Below are 15,331 nucleotides of genomic sequence, written 5' to 3'. Positions count from 1 at the left end.
CGCTGTTGGGCGGGAGCAAGGCGCCTCCTCCGCCCTTGGCTCATGATTTGGCGCGAGGCCAGATGCGATATGGCTGCGAGCTAATCATGATGGGCTCTGGCGGGCAAGAGGTACGTGCAGCATTTTCGGCCAGCCACTGTATGGAAGCATAAAAAATGCGCCCATCCTTTCGAATGGGCGCATGTCTCAAGTCGATGGATCAGAACGGCGAATCCGGGAAATAGAAGTCCTTGGCATTCTCCTTGGTGACGAGCGTCGCATCGAGAATGTAGCTGCCATGAACCGGGACCTGATCGTAAAGTGCCGCCGCTGTCAGCTCCATCGCCGTGCCGACCATTGCCGGCGGATAGAGAACGTCGACCGGGATCAGCTTGTCGCCGTCCATGACCTTCTTGACCATGTCCTTGGAGCCGGCACCGGCGACGACATATTTGATGTCGGTGCGCTTGGCCTGCTCGATCGCCTGCAGAACGCCGACGGCCATGTCGTCATCCTGGCACCATACGACGTCGATCTTTTGGTACTTGGTCAGGTAGTCCTGCATGACCTTGAAGGCGTCGTCGCGGTTCCAGTTGCCGTACTGGCGGTCGAGAACCTTGACGTTCGAGCCGGCAATGCCCTTGTCGAAGCCGTCCTGGCGCTGCTGGTCGATCGGGATCGGCAGACCGCGGATGATGACCACCTCGGCGTCCGGCGTCGTGTCCTTGATGTACTTGCCGGCGACTTCGCCGAGAGCCGGGTTGTTGCCGGCGACATAGAGGTCACGCACGGAATTGTCGTTGTTGCTCGGCGCACGGTCGACGAGGGCGACGAACTTGCCCTTACCCTTGACTTCCTTGATGGCGTTGACGAGCGGGTCAGGATCCGACGGCAGGATGACGAGGGCGTCGATACCCTGCGTATCGAGATCCTGCACCGCGTTGGCCTGGCTTGCAGCGTCCGGCGAGGTCTTGACGATGACGTTGAGACCGGGATGTTCGGCCATCAGCAGCTTGGCGACACGTTCGGCATGGAACACCACGCCCGAAGTCCACCCGTGGTCGGCGGCCGGAATGGATACGCCGATCGTGAATTTCTTGTCCTCGGCGTGAGCGGCGCCGGCGAACGTCACCGCCGCAACCGCCAGGCCAAATATCAATTTACGCATTCTATTTCCTCCCAATAAATTCAGGGACTTTCCATATCGGGACCGGACGCCCTGTAAGCCCGATCAATTGTAACCCAGGCCGATTGCAAGCCCGGTCAACTCATGATTTGCCAACTCATGATTTGCGTACCAGCGAGCGCTGGACGAACATGGCGATGATGATGATCGCACCCTGGATGGCGCCGATCAGATACTCGCTGATGAAATTCGAAAGCAGCATGATGTTGCCGACCAGTTCGAGAATGAAGGCGCCGCAGATCGTGCCCCAGACCCTGCCCGCGCCGCCCTTCAGCGCCGTACCGCCGACGACGACGGCCGTGATCGCCTGCAGCTCCCACAGGATGCCCGTCGTCGCCGACGTCGAGCCGAGACGGGGAACATAGAGCAGCACGGCAATGGCGACGCACAGCCCCTGGATGACGAAGGCGATCGTCCTAACGCGATTGACCGCGATGCCCGAATAGCGGGCGACATCGCTGTTCGATCCGACCGCGACCACATGGCGCCCGTAGCGGGTGCGATAGAGGATGAAGGCCGCAACCGCCGTCACCGCCAAAATCACCGCGATCGGCACCGGCACGCCAGCGATATTGCCGAAATAAGCCGGACGATAGAGCGTCTGGATATCGGCGGAGCGAAGCGTGATCGCGCCGCCTTGCGACAGCCATGTCGTCAGGCCGCGATAGATGCCCATCGTGCCGAGCGTCGCAATGAAGGGCTCGATCCTGCCGACTGTCGTGATCAGGCCGTTCGCCAAGCCGCAGAGTGCACCAGCGACCATGGTGAAGACGACCGCGACCGTCAGCATCAGGGCCGGGTTTTCGATGGCGCCCGAATTCATCAGCAGGATCATCAGGCTGGCGACGAAGGCCACCATCGAGCCCACCGACAGGTCGAGATCGCCTGCAGATATCACGAAGGTCGCACCGACCGCGATGATGGCGATGAAGGCGCTGCGTGTCGCGACATTGGCAAGGTTGGTGATGCCGATGAAATTAGGATTGACCAGGGCTCCGACGATCAGGAGCAGTGCCAGGGCGACAAAAGGCGCGACCGCACGCAGGTCGACATCCCGCCAAGATCGGCGCCGGATTTCCCTGGTCTCCTCGTTGACACTCATTTCCAAAATCAACCTCCCGCCCCATATTTTCTGGGCATCTATGTGTCGCCTGATCGGCGAAGCCTGCTTCAGCCCTCAGGCGGCCGCCTTCTTCTTGAGCCCGGCGGCGTAACGCATGATCTCCTGCTCGGAAATCTCGTCGCCCTCGAGCACGCCGACGATGCGCCCTTCCCGCATCACCGCCACTCTGGTGCAGAGGCCGATGACCTCCGGCATCTCCGACGACACGACGATGATCGACCGGCCGTCTCGGGCGAGTGCCGAGATGAAATGATAGATCTGCTGCTTGGTGCCGACATCGATGCCGCGCGTCGGCTCGTCGATGATGATGATCTGCGGCTCGGTCTCCATGACCTTGGCAAGCAGCAGCTTCTGCTGGTTCCCGCCCGACATGCGGCCGGCGACGATATTGCCGTCACGAACCCTGATGTCGAAGCGGCGCTTGGCCTTTGCCATTGCGGCCGCCTCGCTGCCCGGGCTGAGATAGCCGTGACGAGCATGCCTTCCGAGCGATTGCAGTGTCAGATTGGTCACCATGCCGGAACGCAGCAGCAGGCCTTTCGACTTGCGGTCCTTGGTCATATAGGCGAGCCCGCAGCGATTGGCGGCATGCACGTCGCCGGAGGGAACCGTTTCCCCCTTGATGATCACCTCGCCCTCGAGGCGGGTCCGCAACCCGGCGATCGCTTCCATCAGCTCGGTGCGACCAGAGCCGATCATGCCTGAAAAACCGATGATCTCGCCCTTGCGCACCTCGAAGCTGGCATCCTTCACATAGCCCGTCGACACCGAGGCGACGCTGAGGACGATTTCCTCGTCGACATCAGGCTCGACCTTGGCGGGATAGAGGCTGGAAAGTTCGCGACCGACCATCAGCTGCGCGATCGATTCCCCGTCCAGAATGGATGTCGGCGATGTCTTGATCCACTGGCCATCACGCAGCACGGTGACGCGGTCGGTCAACTCCATCACCTCGTCGAGCTTGTGGGACACGAAGACGAAGCTGGTACCCTGGTCGCGCAGCTTGCGAACCTGCTTGAAGAGCATACTGGTCTCTTCCCGCGACAACACGGCGGTCGGCTCGTCCATGAACACCACCCGCGCGTCGCGGCTGATTGCCTTGGCGATTTCGACCATCTGCTTGTCGGCGATGGAAAGCGTGCTGATCAGCGCATTCTCATCGACATGCGAACCGAGCACGTCGAGAACCTTGCGGGTCTCCGACCGCATATATTTGCGGTCAAGCACACCGAAACGCGTCACTTCGCGCCCGAGGAAGAGGCTCTCCGTCACGGTCAGATGGTCGGCGAGGTTGAATTCCTGGTGAATGATGACGATGCCGAGTGCCTCGGCGGCGCCGTTGGGCGGCAGGACGACGGGCTTGCCGTCGAGCAGGATTTCCCCGGAACTCGGCTGTTCGAAACCGGACAAAACCTTGACAAGCGTGGACTTGCCGGCGCCGTTTTCACCCATGAGTGCATGGATTTCGCCGGCGCGGAGATCGAAGTTCACGCTGAAGAGGACCTGCACTCCACTGAAGGATTTGCATATGCGCCTGGCGGACAGCACCACGGGTGCGGTGTCGGCGGTTTCCACGGTCATCTGGCCCTCCCCAAAGCGGCTCCCCGTCCGCTTTGGCGCCTTATGTAAACCTTTACATACATCATGTAAAGGTTTACATCGTTGATTTACACAGATCAGTTGAAGCCCGCCTTTGACCTCTCGACAAGTCTGTGTAGTGTCGCGGCGAAGACAGCCCAAGGCAGAGCTCAGTGTCGAATTCCACGCCCGCAACCATCGAAGACGTCGCCCGGATCGCCGAGGTCTCCATCGCGACGGTTTCCCGGGCAATCCACATGCCGGAAAAGGTCGCCAACTCCACGCGCCTCAAGGTCAACCAGGCGATCGCCATCACCGGCTATACGACCAATGCCATGGCGCGCAGCCTGAGGCTCGGCCGCTCCAACATGATCCTTGTCGTGGCGCCCGATATCGGCGATCCCAATTTCTCCAACATTCTCGTCGGGCTGGAGAACGAAGCGCGCGCGCACGGCTACGGCATCCTGATCGGCCACACGCAGAACGACGCCCAGCGCGGTCTCGAATATCTGAAATTCCTAAATTCCAACCAGGCTGCCGGGCTGATCCTCTTCACCGGCATCCTGCCCTTCGGGCATCAGACGATGACCGCGCGGCTGCCGCCGAGCGTCGGCGTTTTCGAGCCCGTCTTCAACGGCGGCATTCCCTATGTCGGCGTCGACGATACCGAGGGCGCTCGCAAAGCGGTGGACCTGCTGCTGGCCGAAGGGCATCGCAAGATCGCCTTCATCGGCGATTCGCGCACCCGGCTTGCCTATACCAGGCGCCGTATGGGTTACGATGCCGGTCTCGATGCTGCCGGCATCCCGCCCGACAACAGGATCGTGCTGGAAGGCGACGGGACGATCGAAAGCGGGCGGCATGCGGTCGAACAGCTTTTCATGCGCGACACGCTTCCAACCGCCTTCATGTGCGTCAACGACCAGACGGCGATCGGCGTCATGGTCGGGCTCGGCGCGCGAGGCTACGACATTCCGCGGGATTTCTCGGTGACCGGTTTCGACGACGTGCCGCAGGCCGTCTTTATATCCCCACCGCTGACCACGATCCGCCAGCCGAGAACGGCAATCGGCAAGCAGGCAATGGCGCTGCTGCTGGAACTTCTGTCCGATGGCCGGCCGACCGAAACGGAAATCCTGCTGCGCCCGGATCTGGTGGTTCGAAACTCCGTCTCGGCGCCGTCGCGCAACTGGTCGAAACGGTAAACCAATAGAGGCTGAAGGTTTTGCGCCGTCGCCCGGCCGGAGAGGGTTGCGCCGGCGACCAATGGCCGCCGGCGCTGATCGTCAGACGTAGCGGTTGACGACGTTCTCGAGCAGTTCCTGCTTGCCCGATCTTGGCTGCGGGTTGACGTCCTTGCTCTCGACCCAATGGGCGATCTCGTCCAGCGAATATTCGCCGCGGAAGAGCTTCTGACTTTCAGCCGAATCCCAGCCGGCATAACGATCGGCGAGCGGCTGCGACAGAGCCTTGTCCTCGATCATCTTGGCGGCGGCCTTCAGGCCGCGAGCGCAGCAATCCATGCCGCCGATATGGCCGATCAGCAGATCCGCCGGGTCGAGAGACTGGCGGCGCAGCTTCGAGTCGAAGTTGGTGCCGCCGGTCTTGAAGCCGCCACCAGCCAGAACATGGTAGTAGGCGAGCGCCATTTCGGGAACATTGTTCGGGAACTGGTCGGTATCCCAGCCGGACTGGTAGTCGTTGCGGTTCATGTCGATCGAGCCGAAGATGCCGAGCGCATTGGCAAGCGCCAGCTCGTGCTCGAAGGAGTGGCCGGCAAGGATCGCGTGGCCCTGCTCGATATTGAGCTTCACCTCGTTTTCAAGACCGTGCTTCTTGAGGAAACCATAGACGGTCGCGACGTCGTAATCATACTGGTGCTTGGTCGGCTCCTGCGGCTTCGGCTCGATCAGGATCGTGCCCTTGTAGCCGATCTTGTGCTTGTATTCGACAACGAGGTTGAGGAAGCGGCCGAGCTGGTCGAGCTCACGGCCGATATCGGTGTTGAGCAACGTCTCGTAACCTTCGCGGCCGCCCCAAAGCACGTAGTTCTCGCCGCCGAGCTTCTGCGTGGCGTCTATGCAGGTCTTGACCGTCGCAGCAGCGAAAGCAAAGACATCCGGATCCGGATTGGTGGCTGCACCCGACATATAGCGGCGATGCGAGAAGAGGTTCGCCGTGCCCCAGAGCAGCTTGGTGCCGGTTGCGGCCTGCTTCTCGGCGAAATAATCGACGATCTCGTTGAGGTTTTTGGTGTTTTCGGCAAAGTTCTTGCCTTCCGGACGCACGTCGGCGTCATGGAAGCAGTAATAGGGCGAGCCGAGCAGCGAGAAGAATTCGAAGGCGACGTCGGCCTTGAGCTTGGCAGCCTTCATCGTGTCCTCGAACCAGGGACGCAGGAAGGTCTGACCGCCGAAGGGATCGCCGCCCGGCCAGGTGAAGGTGTGCCAATAGGCCACGGCAAAGCGCAGATGGTCTTCCATGCGCTTGCCCATGACGATCTCGTCCGGCTGGTAATGGCGGAAGGCCAGCGGATTGGTGCTGTCGGGGCCTTCGTATTTCACTTTCTGGATATCGCCGAAAAATCCGGTGCTCATGTTGGTTCTCCTTGGGTTTGTATCTGTTTGCAGTTCCGAATTCTTGTCTGCGCCAGAGGCCCCCTCATCCGCCTGCCGGCACCTTCTCCCCGACGGGAGAAGAGACTCGCTGCGGCGCTTCTTTCCCCTTCTCCCCTCGGGGAGAAGGTGGCCCGAAGGGTCGGATGAGGGGGCCGCTGGCTCCAGTTCTCAGTGCGCCAGCGATTTGATCGCCGGATAAAGTGCGCGGTAGCGCGTATACGCGTCCTCATAAGCGCCGCTCAACGACGCCACCGGCTCGATCGTGCCGGCCGTCACCGGCGGCGTGCAAACCGCAATCGGATCCGCGCCCGTTGCCGCGATCAGGCCGAGGCGGGCGGCGCCGAAGGCCGCGCCGAAATCGCCGTCGGCCGGCAGATCGACCGGAACGCCGAGGGCGGTCGCGATCGACGCCAGCCAGTAACGCGAGCGCGAACCGCCGCCGATTGCCGTGACGCGGGATATGCCGGTGCCGGCCGAACGCAGCGCTTCGAGATTGTCGCGGATGGCGAAGGCGACACCTTCGAGCACCGCCTGGGTAAGAACGACACGGCTGCTTTCATGTTCAAGGCCGATGAAGGCGCCGCGGATGACGGCATCATTGTGCGGCGTGCGCTCGCCGGAGAGATAGGGCAGGAAAGTGACACCGGTCGGCGCCTTCAGCGTCTCGCCGAGTTCGCCGGTGAGATCGGCGGCCGATTTGCCGGTGACACCGGAATGCCAGTTGAGCGCATCGGTCGCCGACAGGATGACACCCATCTGGTGCCAGGTGTTCGGCAGCGCGTGGCAGAAGGCATGCACGGCGCTTTCCGGCTTCGGCAAATAGGAAGCGTTGGCAGCAAAAAGCACGCCCGAGGTGCCGAGCGAGACGAAGGCGGCGCCATCGCTGACCGTGCCCATGCCGCAGGCCGAGGCCGCATTGTCGCCGGCACCGCCGGCAACGACGACATCACCTGATATACCCCATTGCGCCGCCAGTTCGGACCGCAGCTTACCGGCCTGCTCGGTGCCTTCGACGAGCGCCGGCATCTGCTCTTCGGACAGGTTGGTGGCGGCCAGCAGTTCGGAGGACCAGGCGCGCTTGCCGGTGTCGAGCCAGGAGGTGCCGGCCGAATCCGACATTTCCGAGATATATTCGCCGGTCAGCCAGAGACGCAGATAGTCCTTCGGCAGGAGCACCTTGGCGATCTTGGCGAAGACATCGGGCTCATGCTTCTCGATCCAGGCGAGCTTCGGCGCCGTAAAGCCGGGGAAGACGATGTTGCCGGTGAGTGCGCGAAATCGCGGATCAGCATCGAGTGCAGCCGCCTCGACGTAGCTGCGTGTGTCGTTCCAGAGGATGCAGGGGCGCAGCACCTTGTCGGTGGCGTCGATAAGCGTTGCGCCATGCATCTGGCCGGAAAGGCCGATGCCCTTGACCGCGGCAAGCTCCTTCGGATGTTTTGCCTTGAGGCCGGCAACGGCCTCCTCCGTGGCGCGCACCCAGTGGGCCGGCTCCTGCTCCGACCAGCCGGAATGTGGACGCGAGACGTCGAGCGAACCATTGGCCGAGCCGACGATCTTCTGATCACCGTCGATCAGCATCGCCTTGACGCCGGAGGTTCCGAGATCCAGACCCAGATACATGTGGTGTTTCTCCCTTTGCCGTTACGGCAGATTGTCTTTCAGGAATATGTCGAGGCGGATGCGCTCCTGCGCTTCGATGACGGCAAGCCCGTCCGCCTTGGCTTTCAGCACGCGGATGGCGCTGCGCACCTCATGGCCGGCATCCTGGTTGAGGATCGCATCGATCGTATTGTCGATGAGTGCTGCGCGCGTATGAGCGGTCAGTTCGTGGGCAATTACGGTCAGCACGCGGTCGACGGCCTTCTCCTTCAGCGCCCGGATCAAGCCGCGATTGCCGGCGCCGAGGCTGTAAACGCCAACGATCCCGGCATTCCTCGAAAGCGCGTCGGCGACGAGCATATGGGCGACCTCCGGGTCGTCGCGGCCTTCGAGAACCGGCAGGATCGCCAGATCAGGAAACTCCTCGGCCATGACTGCGCTAAAACCCTCCAGCCGCTCGCGATGGTCGCGCACCAGCATGGAGCCGGCGAGCACGGCGATTTCGCCCTTTCGCGGCCCAAGGAATCGCCCGAGCAGGCGGGCGGCGGTCCGGCCGGCGGCGATATTGTCGACGCCGGCATAGTGATGGCGTAGCGACCCCGTGAGATCGGAAACCAGGGTGACGATGGGAAAGCGCTCGCGCACCAGCCTGTCGACGGCGGCGCGCACGTCAGGCGCATCGGTCGCAACCAGCGCGATGCCGCAGGGCTTTTCGCGGGCAAGCCCTTCGAGCACGGAGACGAGGGCGGCCGGATCGAAAGCCGGCACCTCGATGGTGCGGATATCGGTGCGCTCGGCCGACGAACGGAGGACTGCCTGGCGGATCTCGGCATTGAGCCCGTGCATGAAGGAATTGTCGCTGGCCGGGAGGATGAAGACCAGCGGATAGGTGCGCCCCTTGGCGAGATTGGCGGCGGCGACATCTCTGACATAACCGAGCTCGCGGATCGCGGTCTCGACCTTTTCCCGCGTGACGTGGCGCACACCGGGACGCTGGTTGAGAACCCGGTCGACAGTCGCCAGACTGACACCGGCGGCGGCGGCGATATCGTGAACAGTTGGCCTCATCATTCCTCCTGACGAGACCATTAGCGCCAATTTTGATGTACGTAAATCAAAAAATCGAACGGGCTGGTTTCCGCATCGTTTTCCCGGCATTATCTGTTCGTTTCGGACCGAACCGGTCGGCGATCATCCGCGTGATGACACAGTGGCCGGAAAACAGCAACAAAAAGGCCCTCCGAAGAGGGCCTTTTCAAGGGGCGGCAGGCCGGAGGTCAGTGGCCGCCACCGCCTCCCCCGCCTTGCGGCGCGGGTTTCTTGATCATGGCGACACCGAGGATCATCGCCAAGAAAAGCGCGGTCAGGATCAGGAATACGTCGCTGAAGGAGAGGATGATCGCCTGTTTGGTGGCAAGGCCGACCATCTGCTTGATCGCAACCGAGGCGCCATCCATGCCGTAGCTGTTGAAATTGGCGGCCATGTTATTCATCTGGTCGATCGCCGCCGGATTGCCCCAGTCCATATTCTCCCGCAGCCGCTCGTAGTGCACGTCCTGCCGGTTGGTCAGCACGGTATTGATGACGGCAAGGCCGACGGCGCCGCCGAGGTTTCTGGTCAGATTGAACAGGCCGGACGCGCCGCGGATGCGCGAGGGCGGCATCGTGCCGAGCGCGATATTGTTGATCGGCACCATGCACATCATCAGCCCGAAGCCGCGCAGGATCTGCGGGATGAAAAGCTCGTAGAAATCCCAATCCGCCGTCAGATGCATCATGATGAAGGTGCCGGCGGCGAAGCTGACGAAGCCGATCACCATCATCAGGCGCAGGTCCATCTTGGTCGACAGCCGTCCGGCGATGGGCGCGGTGAGGAACATCGCCAGCCCGGAGACGAACATCGTCTCGCCGATCATCAGTGAATCATAGCCGCGGATGCGCCCGAGATAGACCGGATAGATATAGGTGAGACCATAGAGGCCGATGCCCATAACGAAGGAAAACACCGAGCCGAAGGAGAAATTCCGGTTCGAAAAGGCCTTGAGGTCGACAACGGGGAAATCCACCGTGAAGGCGCGATGGAAGAAGACGATGGCTGCAGCGCCGGAAGCGACGGCCGCTATGGTGATGTAGCTGTCGTTGAACCAGTCGTTCGAATTGCCCTCTTCGAGCACATATTCCAGCGCGCCGAGGAAGACGCCCATCGAGATCAGACCCCACCAGTCGAACTTCTTGAAGAGCGATAGTTCCGGCTTGTCGAAATCGATGAAGTTCCAGGTGACGATCGTGACGATGATGCCAGGCACGATGTTGACGAGGAACAGCCAGTGCCATGAAAAGGCATGACTGAGATAACCGCCGACGGTCGGACCGATGGTCGGCGCCAGCGTCGCAATCAAGCCGATGATCGGCGAGACGATGCTGCGCTTCGACGGCGGGAAGATGGTGAAGGCGGCCGCGAAGACCGACGGGATCATGCCGCCGCCGATGAAGCCCTGGATGACCCGGTAGACGATCATCTGGTCGATATTCGTCGCCGTCGCCGCCAGCGCACTCGCCATGGTGAAGCCGGCGGCCGAGATCGCGAAGAGATAACGCGTCGAGATGATGCGCGCCAGCGTACCGGACAGCGGGATCATGATCACTTCGGCGATCAGATAGGACGTCTGCACCCAGCCGATCTCGTCGCTGCCGGCCGAAAGGCCGGCCTGGATTTCGGCAAGCGAGGCCGAGACGATCTGGATGTCGAGGATCGACATGAACATGCCGAGCACCATCGCGAAGAAGGCGATGAGCTTCTTCGGATCCATGCGCTCGTCGGCATGCGCGGGTGCCGCCGGTATCGTTCCCGCCGTTGCTGTCGCGCTCCCGGCCATCAGATCACCTCTGCCTTTCTAGAGCAGTTCCGTTTTTCTTCGAATCACGGAATTGCTCTATCTCTTTGTTTTCACGCAAGTCCGGGCGCAAAACCGCTGCACACTTTTGCTGGAATTGCTCTGAAGGCTTACTTGCTCGGCGCCGTACGGGTGTCGACGTCGACGACGACGCTCAGGCCCGCGCGCAGACGCCCGCTGTCGAGCGCATCCTGCGGCAGCGCGATCCGCACCGGCACCCGCTGGATCACCTTGGTGAAGTTGCCGGTGGCGTTTTCCGGCGGAAGCAGCGAAAAGACCGAGCCGGAAGCCGGCGAGATCGATTCGACGGTGCCGACGATCGGATGATCGCTATAGGCATCGACCTGGACGTTGACCTTCGAGCCCGGCACCAGATGCTGGATCTGCGTTTCCTTGAAATTGGCGTCGATATAGAGCTGGCGCACCGGAACCAGCGCCATCAGGCGCTGACCGGGAGAGACGAGGTCGCCTTCCTGGACGGAGCGGTTGCCGACAATGCCGTCATAAGGCGCCTTGAGCACGGTGAAGGAAAGGTCGCGGGCGGCCTTGTCGCGCGAGATTTCCAGCGAACGCACCGAGCCTTCGGCTTCCTTGCGCTGGGCCTGGAGGATGGTGATATTGGCCTGTGCAGCGGTGATGTTGGCATCGCCGCCGGCAAGATTGGCCTTGGCCTGGTCGAGGGCGATATTGGCATTGTCGAGATCGGCGGCGGTGCCGACCGATTTCGCCTGAAGGTCGCTCTGGCGCTTCTGGGTGATTTCGGCACCGCGAACGGCCGCTTCGAGTGCCACCTTCTGCGCCTGCGCCTGCACGAGGCTCGCATTCGCGCCTTCGATCTGCGCGTCGATACGCTGCAGAGAAAGCTGTTCGGTGACGATCTGGGCCTGGGCCAAGTCGAGGGCGTTCTGATAGTCGCCGTTATCAAGCGTGGCAAGCACGTCGCCCGCTTTGACTTCCTGGTTGGCGACAACGTTCACCTTCGCCACGTAGCCCGTGACCTTCGGCGAAATCGTTGCGATATCGCCCTCGATATAGGCGTCGTCGGTCGACACCATGAAGCGGCCGTTCGTCCACCATTCGTAACCATACCATCCGCCGCCGGCGAGAAGGGCGAGCACGACGATCGGCAGCACCAGGCTGCGGCGCTTCTTCGCAGCCGCGGGTGCGGCGACCGAAGCCGGCGCCGACTGCGCGGGAGCAGAGGGAACTTCGCGGGCTTCCGCCGTCGGAGCTTCTACGGCCACGACCTCGGCCTTTACCTCTTCGGTTCCGGCGTTTTCGCTGACGATACGCGCGACATTGCGCTTCTGGTTGCTCGACATGGCCACTTTACCGATCTGGAGTAAATAATCGAACTGAACGGTTCGGTTCAGTTGACCTAAACCTGTTTTATCGTCATATCAAGAGCGTAGAACCAATCGGTTCGATTTCTTTTAAAGAACATGCGAAACCGTCAACACAGTTAAGAGGACATGACGCTGACACCCGACCACGCCGCCGTATTCAGTCCTCCCGCTGCCGGAGGCCGATTTGCCGCAGGCGAAGATCCGGCCAAGCGCCAGCAGATCCTCGCGGGCGCCAAGCGCGTCTTCATGAAGATGGGTTTCGACGCCGCCAGCATGAATGACGTGACGCGCGAGGCCGGCGTCTCCAAGGGAACGCTCTACGTCTATTTTACCAACAAGGAAGAACTGTTTTCGGCGATGATCGAGGCCGAGCGCGCCGCCTTCGTGGCGGCCGTACGCACGGCGCTTGCCGAACATGACGACCCCGAAGCCGGCCTGTACGAATTCGGGATAAGCTTCGTCACCCATATGACCGATGAAAAGGTCATCAGCGCGATGCGCACCGTTCTCGGCGTTCGCGACCGCATGCCGGTGCTCTGTCAGCGCTTCTTCAAGGGTCCGGTAAACCTGCGCACCATCATGCGCGATTTCCTGGAGCGGCACATCGCCGAAGGCAGGCTGGAAATCGACGACATCGATCTGGCCGCCGGCCAGTTTCTCGATCTCGCCAGCGGTAGTTTCTTCAAGCTCCGCCTGTTCGGAAGCATGGAAGAGCCGCCGCCGCGTGACGAAATCGAGCGCGTCATCCGCGGCGCGATCCGGGTCTTCATGGCCGCCTACGGCGCACGCCGGCACGAGACCGTCCGACCGCATCCTTGACCGCCACGTTCCATCGGCCAAAATTCCGCAATAGCGATCAAATCCGGCTGCCGGTTTTTCTTTAAGGAAGAAGCCGCAACCACTGCAAAGTGTTACAGCGTCCTTTGCGCCTCGCAAAAAGAGGCGCGGCGCTGTAGGAGAGTGAGAATGAGCGCCGTCGGACGGGCGATCTGGTTCATAGAGAGCCATTTCGAAAGCGATATATCGCTGGAAGAGATATCGGAAGCAGCCGGATTGTCGCGCTACCATCTGTCGCGCGTCTTCGGGCTCGTCACCGGTCACTCGATCAGCGGCTATGTAAGAGGGCGCCGCCTCAGCCGCGCCGTGCCGGCTCTGGTCGGCGGTTCATCCACCATTCTCGAGGTTGCGCTTTGCGCCGGCTACGGCTCGCACGAAGCCTTCACCCGTGCCTTCCGCGACCAGTTCGGCATGACGCCGGATGCGGTGCGCAGACAGGGGCACGCCCGTAACCTTGTCTTGCTGGAGCCGATCAGAATGGACCCCGCCCACCTCAACGACCTCGAACCGCCCCGTTTCGAAACCCTCCAACCGATGCTGTTTGCCGGCTTGCAGGAGACCTACCCCTATGGCGGCAATGCCGCCATTCCCTCTCTCTGGCAGAAATTCAACGCCCATTTCGGTCATATCTCCGGCCAGAAAGGCAATGTCGCCTACGGCATCTGTACGCATATCGACGGTGAAGCGGAGAAATTCCGCTATATGGCCGCGGTCGAAATTTCCGATGCCGGCGATCTGCCGGCGGATTTTGCAACGCTCAAGCTTCCGGGCCAGCGTTACGTCGTCTTTACCCATCGCGGCCATGTCTCCGGCATTCCAGCGACCATGAACCGGATATTTGGCGCATGGTGGCCAACCTCAGGCCTGGAGCACGGCGAGACACCCGACATGTTCGAACGCTACGACGAGCGCTTCGACCCCTATACCGGCATGGGCATCACCGAAATCTGGTTGCCGGTCAAAGCATGATGCCGGAAAGCGTCAACGGTTTTCGGACGACATCATGCTCTAACTCTTTAATTTAGAACAGGATTCAAATTTAAGGCCGACCCGACCTTAAATCATCCTGTTCTAGGGAATAAAAGTCACATCGGTTTCGTATACCCCCTTGCGGCGCTTGCCTGAGAGGCCGGCAACATTACATTGCGAGCGTCAATACTCACCTGACGCAAAAGGGATATATGCTGATGCAGGAAATCATGACGCTCATTCAGGATCCGGCCGCCTGGGTGGCGCTCATCACGCTGGTGGTGATGGAAATCGTTCTCGGGATCGACAACCTGATCTTCATTTCCATTCTCACCAACAAACTGCCGCCCCAGCACCGGGAAAAGGCCCGCAAGATCGGTATCGGTCTTGCGCTCGTCATGCGTCTCGTCCTGCTCGGCACCATCGCCTGGATCGTGCAACTGACCGAACCGCTGTTTGAAGCCTTCGGCCACGGCTTCTCCTGGAAGGATCTGATCCTGATTGCCGGCGGTCTGTTCCTCGTCTGGAAGGCCACCAAGGAAATCCACCACAGCGTCGATCCGGAAGATCACGGCGAGGACTTCATCGCAAGTTCGGCCACGACAGGCTTTGCATCGGCCATCGGCCAGATCCTGCTGCTCGATCTCGTCTTCTCCGTCGACAGCATCATCACCGCCGTCGGCATGACGCCGCATCTGCCGATCATGGTAGTCGCAGTCGTCGCCGCCGTCACCGTCATGCTGGTCGCCGCGACGCCCCTCGCCAACTTCATCGAGCGGAATCCGACGATCGTCATGCTGGCGCTCGCCTTCCTGCTGATGATCGGTACGACACTGATCGCCGATGGCATGGGCTTCCACGTGCCGAAGGGCTACGTCTACGCCGCCATGGCCTTCTCGGCGCTGGTCGAGGTGCTGAACATGTTCGCGCGCAACGCCCGCAAGCGGAAACGAGGCGGCGCTCATTGAGGCTTGGGCTGGAGCGCGGCCGAACCGCCGCGCCCTCACCCGCCGCCATCAGACCTTTGCAGGCGTGGTTTTTCTTGACGCGCCCGGTTGAATATGGCCTAAGGCCAGCCGAACGGACGATCGGCGGATAGTGCGGGCGCATGCCCTTTTTCCGGCCGGTTGGCCGATGAAGCTATCTGCATCCTTCCGGCCGAACGTCGCTTTCCCATGAAAGCCGTCCGGCATTCATTG

At 61.4% G+C, this 15,331-nt stretch carries 12 protein-coding genes; 4 read left to right on the top strand and 8 right to left on the bottom strand.

What is annotated here, in order from left to right:
- Positions 1-199: 199 nt before the first annotated feature.
- The 3 genes from OIU37_RS29630 to OIU37_RS29620 form a co-directional block, all read right to left on the bottom strand.
- A complete protein-coding gene (locus OIU37_RS29630; RefSeq protein WP_182209172.1) occupies positions 200-1,147 on the bottom strand; it encodes a substrate-binding domain-containing protein in 948 nt (315 codons plus the stop codon).
- Positions 1,148-1,262: 115 nt separating this feature from the next.
- Positions 1,263-2,267 (bottom strand): ABC transporter permease, encoded by a 1,005-nt coding sequence (locus OIU37_RS29625; protein ID WP_182209171.1) that lies wholly within the window; start codon positions 2,265-2,267, stop codon positions 1,263-1,265.
- A 75-nt stretch (positions 2,268-2,342) separates the two neighbouring features.
- The gene (locus OIU37_RS29620; protein WP_240604531.1) at positions 2,343-3,869 is read right to left on the bottom strand and encodes a sugar ABC transporter ATP-binding protein; all 1,527 of its coding nucleotides are present in this window, start codon (positions 3,867-3,869) and stop codon (positions 2,343-2,345) included.
- Between the two features lie 170 nt (positions 3,870-4,039).
- Between OIU37_RS29620 and OIU37_RS29615 the strand changes: the two genes are divergently transcribed.
- Complete coding sequence (locus OIU37_RS29615) at positions 4,040-5,071, top strand: LacI family DNA-binding transcriptional regulator (protein WP_138333254.1); 1,032 nt, start codon at positions 4,040-4,042, stop codon at positions 5,069-5,071.
- An 81-nt stretch (positions 5,072-5,152) separates the two neighbouring features.
- Here the strand turns inward: OIU37_RS29615 and xylA are convergent, their stop codons facing one another.
- The 5 genes from xylA to OIU37_RS29590 all read right to left on the bottom strand — a co-directional run bounded on the left by xylA (position 5,153) and on the right by OIU37_RS29590 (position 12,302).
- On the bottom strand, positions 5,153-6,463 hold the full coding sequence (xylA, locus tag OIU37_RS29610) for a xylose isomerase (protein WP_138390603.1): 1,311 nt from the start codon (positions 6,461-6,463) through the stop codon (positions 5,153-5,155).
- 189 nt (positions 6,464-6,652) lie between these two features.
- Complete coding sequence (gene xylB / locus OIU37_RS29605; RefSeq protein ID WP_264259485.1) at positions 6,653-8,107, bottom strand: xylulokinase; 1,455 nt, start codon at positions 8,105-8,107, stop codon at positions 6,653-6,655.
- A 21-nt stretch (positions 8,108-8,128) separates the two neighbouring features.
- Positions 8,129-9,154: a LacI family DNA-binding transcriptional regulator gene (locus OIU37_RS29600; RefSeq protein WP_182209167.1), complete on the bottom strand. Its 1,026-nt coding sequence runs from the start codon at positions 9,152-9,154 to the stop codon at positions 8,129-8,131.
- Between the two features lie 209 nt (positions 9,155-9,363).
- Entirely contained in the window at positions 9,364-10,962 is a 1,599-nt protein-coding gene (locus OIU37_RS29595; protein ID WP_264259484.1) for a DHA2 family efflux MFS transporter permease subunit, read from the bottom strand.
- Between the two features lie 128 nt (positions 10,963-11,090).
- Positions 11,091-12,302, bottom strand: coding sequence for an HlyD family secretion protein (locus OIU37_RS29590; RefSeq protein WP_182209165.1), 1,212 nt, complete (start codon positions 12,300-12,302; stop codon positions 11,091-11,093).
- Between the two features lie 150 nt (positions 12,303-12,452).
- Here OIU37_RS29590 and OIU37_RS29585 point away from each other — a divergent pair, with 150 nt between their 5' ends.
- The 3 genes from OIU37_RS29585 (at position 12,453) to OIU37_RS29575 (ending at position 15,100) form a co-directional block, all read left to right on the top strand.
- Entirely contained in the window at positions 12,453-13,145 is a 693-nt protein-coding gene (locus tag OIU37_RS29585; protein WP_182209164.1) for a TetR/AcrR family transcriptional regulator, read from the top strand.
- A 147-nt stretch (positions 13,146-13,292) separates the two neighbouring features.
- Positions 13,293-14,132, top strand: a complete 840-nt coding sequence (locus tag OIU37_RS29580) for an AraC family transcriptional regulator (protein WP_182209163.1) — start codon at positions 13,293-13,295, stop codon at positions 14,130-14,132.
- Positions 14,133-14,344: 212 nt separating this feature from the next.
- A complete protein-coding gene (locus OIU37_RS29575; RefSeq protein ID WP_182209162.1) occupies positions 14,345-15,100 on the top strand; it encodes a TerC family protein in 756 nt (251 codons plus the stop codon).
- Positions 15,101-15,331: the final 231 nt, after the last annotated feature.

The sequence above is a fragment of the Rhizobium sp. BT-226 genome (assembly GCF_025847085.2).
In the GTDB taxonomy this organism is placed as follows: Bacteria; Pseudomonadota; Alphaproteobacteria; order Rhizobiales; family Rhizobiaceae; genus Rhizobium; species Rhizobium sophorae.
The sequence above is the reverse complement of the archived record's forward strand: the minus strand, read 5'-3'. Positions and strand labels throughout refer to the sequence as shown.

Coding starts and splice junctions, on each gene's coding strand:
- OIU37_RS29630 (WP_182209172.1), bottom strand. CDS start 1,147: ATGCGTAAATTGATATTTGGCCTGGCGGTTGCGGCGGTGACGTTCGCC.
- OIU37_RS29625 (WP_182209171.1), bottom strand. CDS start 2,267: ATGAGTGTCAACGAGGAGACCAGGGAAATCCGGCGCCGATCTTGGCGG.
- OIU37_RS29620 (WP_240604531.1), bottom strand. CDS start 3,869: ATGACCGTGGAAACCGCCGACACCGCACCCGTGGTGCTGTCCGCCAGG.
- xylA (WP_138390603.1), bottom strand. CDS start 6,463: ATGAGCACCGGATTTTTCGGCGATATCCAGAAAGTGAAATACGAAGGC.
- xylB (WP_264259485.1), bottom strand. CDS start 8,107: ATGTATCTGGGTCTGGATCTCGGAACCTCCGGCGTCAAGGCGATGCTG.
- OIU37_RS29600 (WP_182209167.1), bottom strand. CDS start 9,154: ATGAGGCCAACTGTTCACGATATCGCCGCCGCCGCCGGTGTCAGTCTG.
- OIU37_RS29595 (WP_264259484.1), bottom strand. CDS start 10,962: ATGGCCGGGAGCGCGACAGCAACGGCGGGAACGATACCGGCGGCACCC.
- OIU37_RS29590 (WP_182209165.1), bottom strand. CDS start 12,302: ATGTCGAGCAACCAGAAGCGCAATGTCGCGCGTATCGTCAGCGAAAAC.
- OIU37_RS29585 (WP_182209164.1), top strand. CDS start 12,453: ATGACGCTGACACCCGACCACGCCGCCGTATTCAGTCCTCCCGCTGCC.
- OIU37_RS29580 (WP_182209163.1), top strand. CDS start 13,293: ATGAGCGCCGTCGGACGGGCGATCTGGTTCATAGAGAGCCATTTCGAA.
- OIU37_RS29575 (WP_182209162.1), top strand. CDS start 14,345: ATGCTGATGCAGGAAATCATGACGCTCATTCAGGATCCGGCCGCCTGG.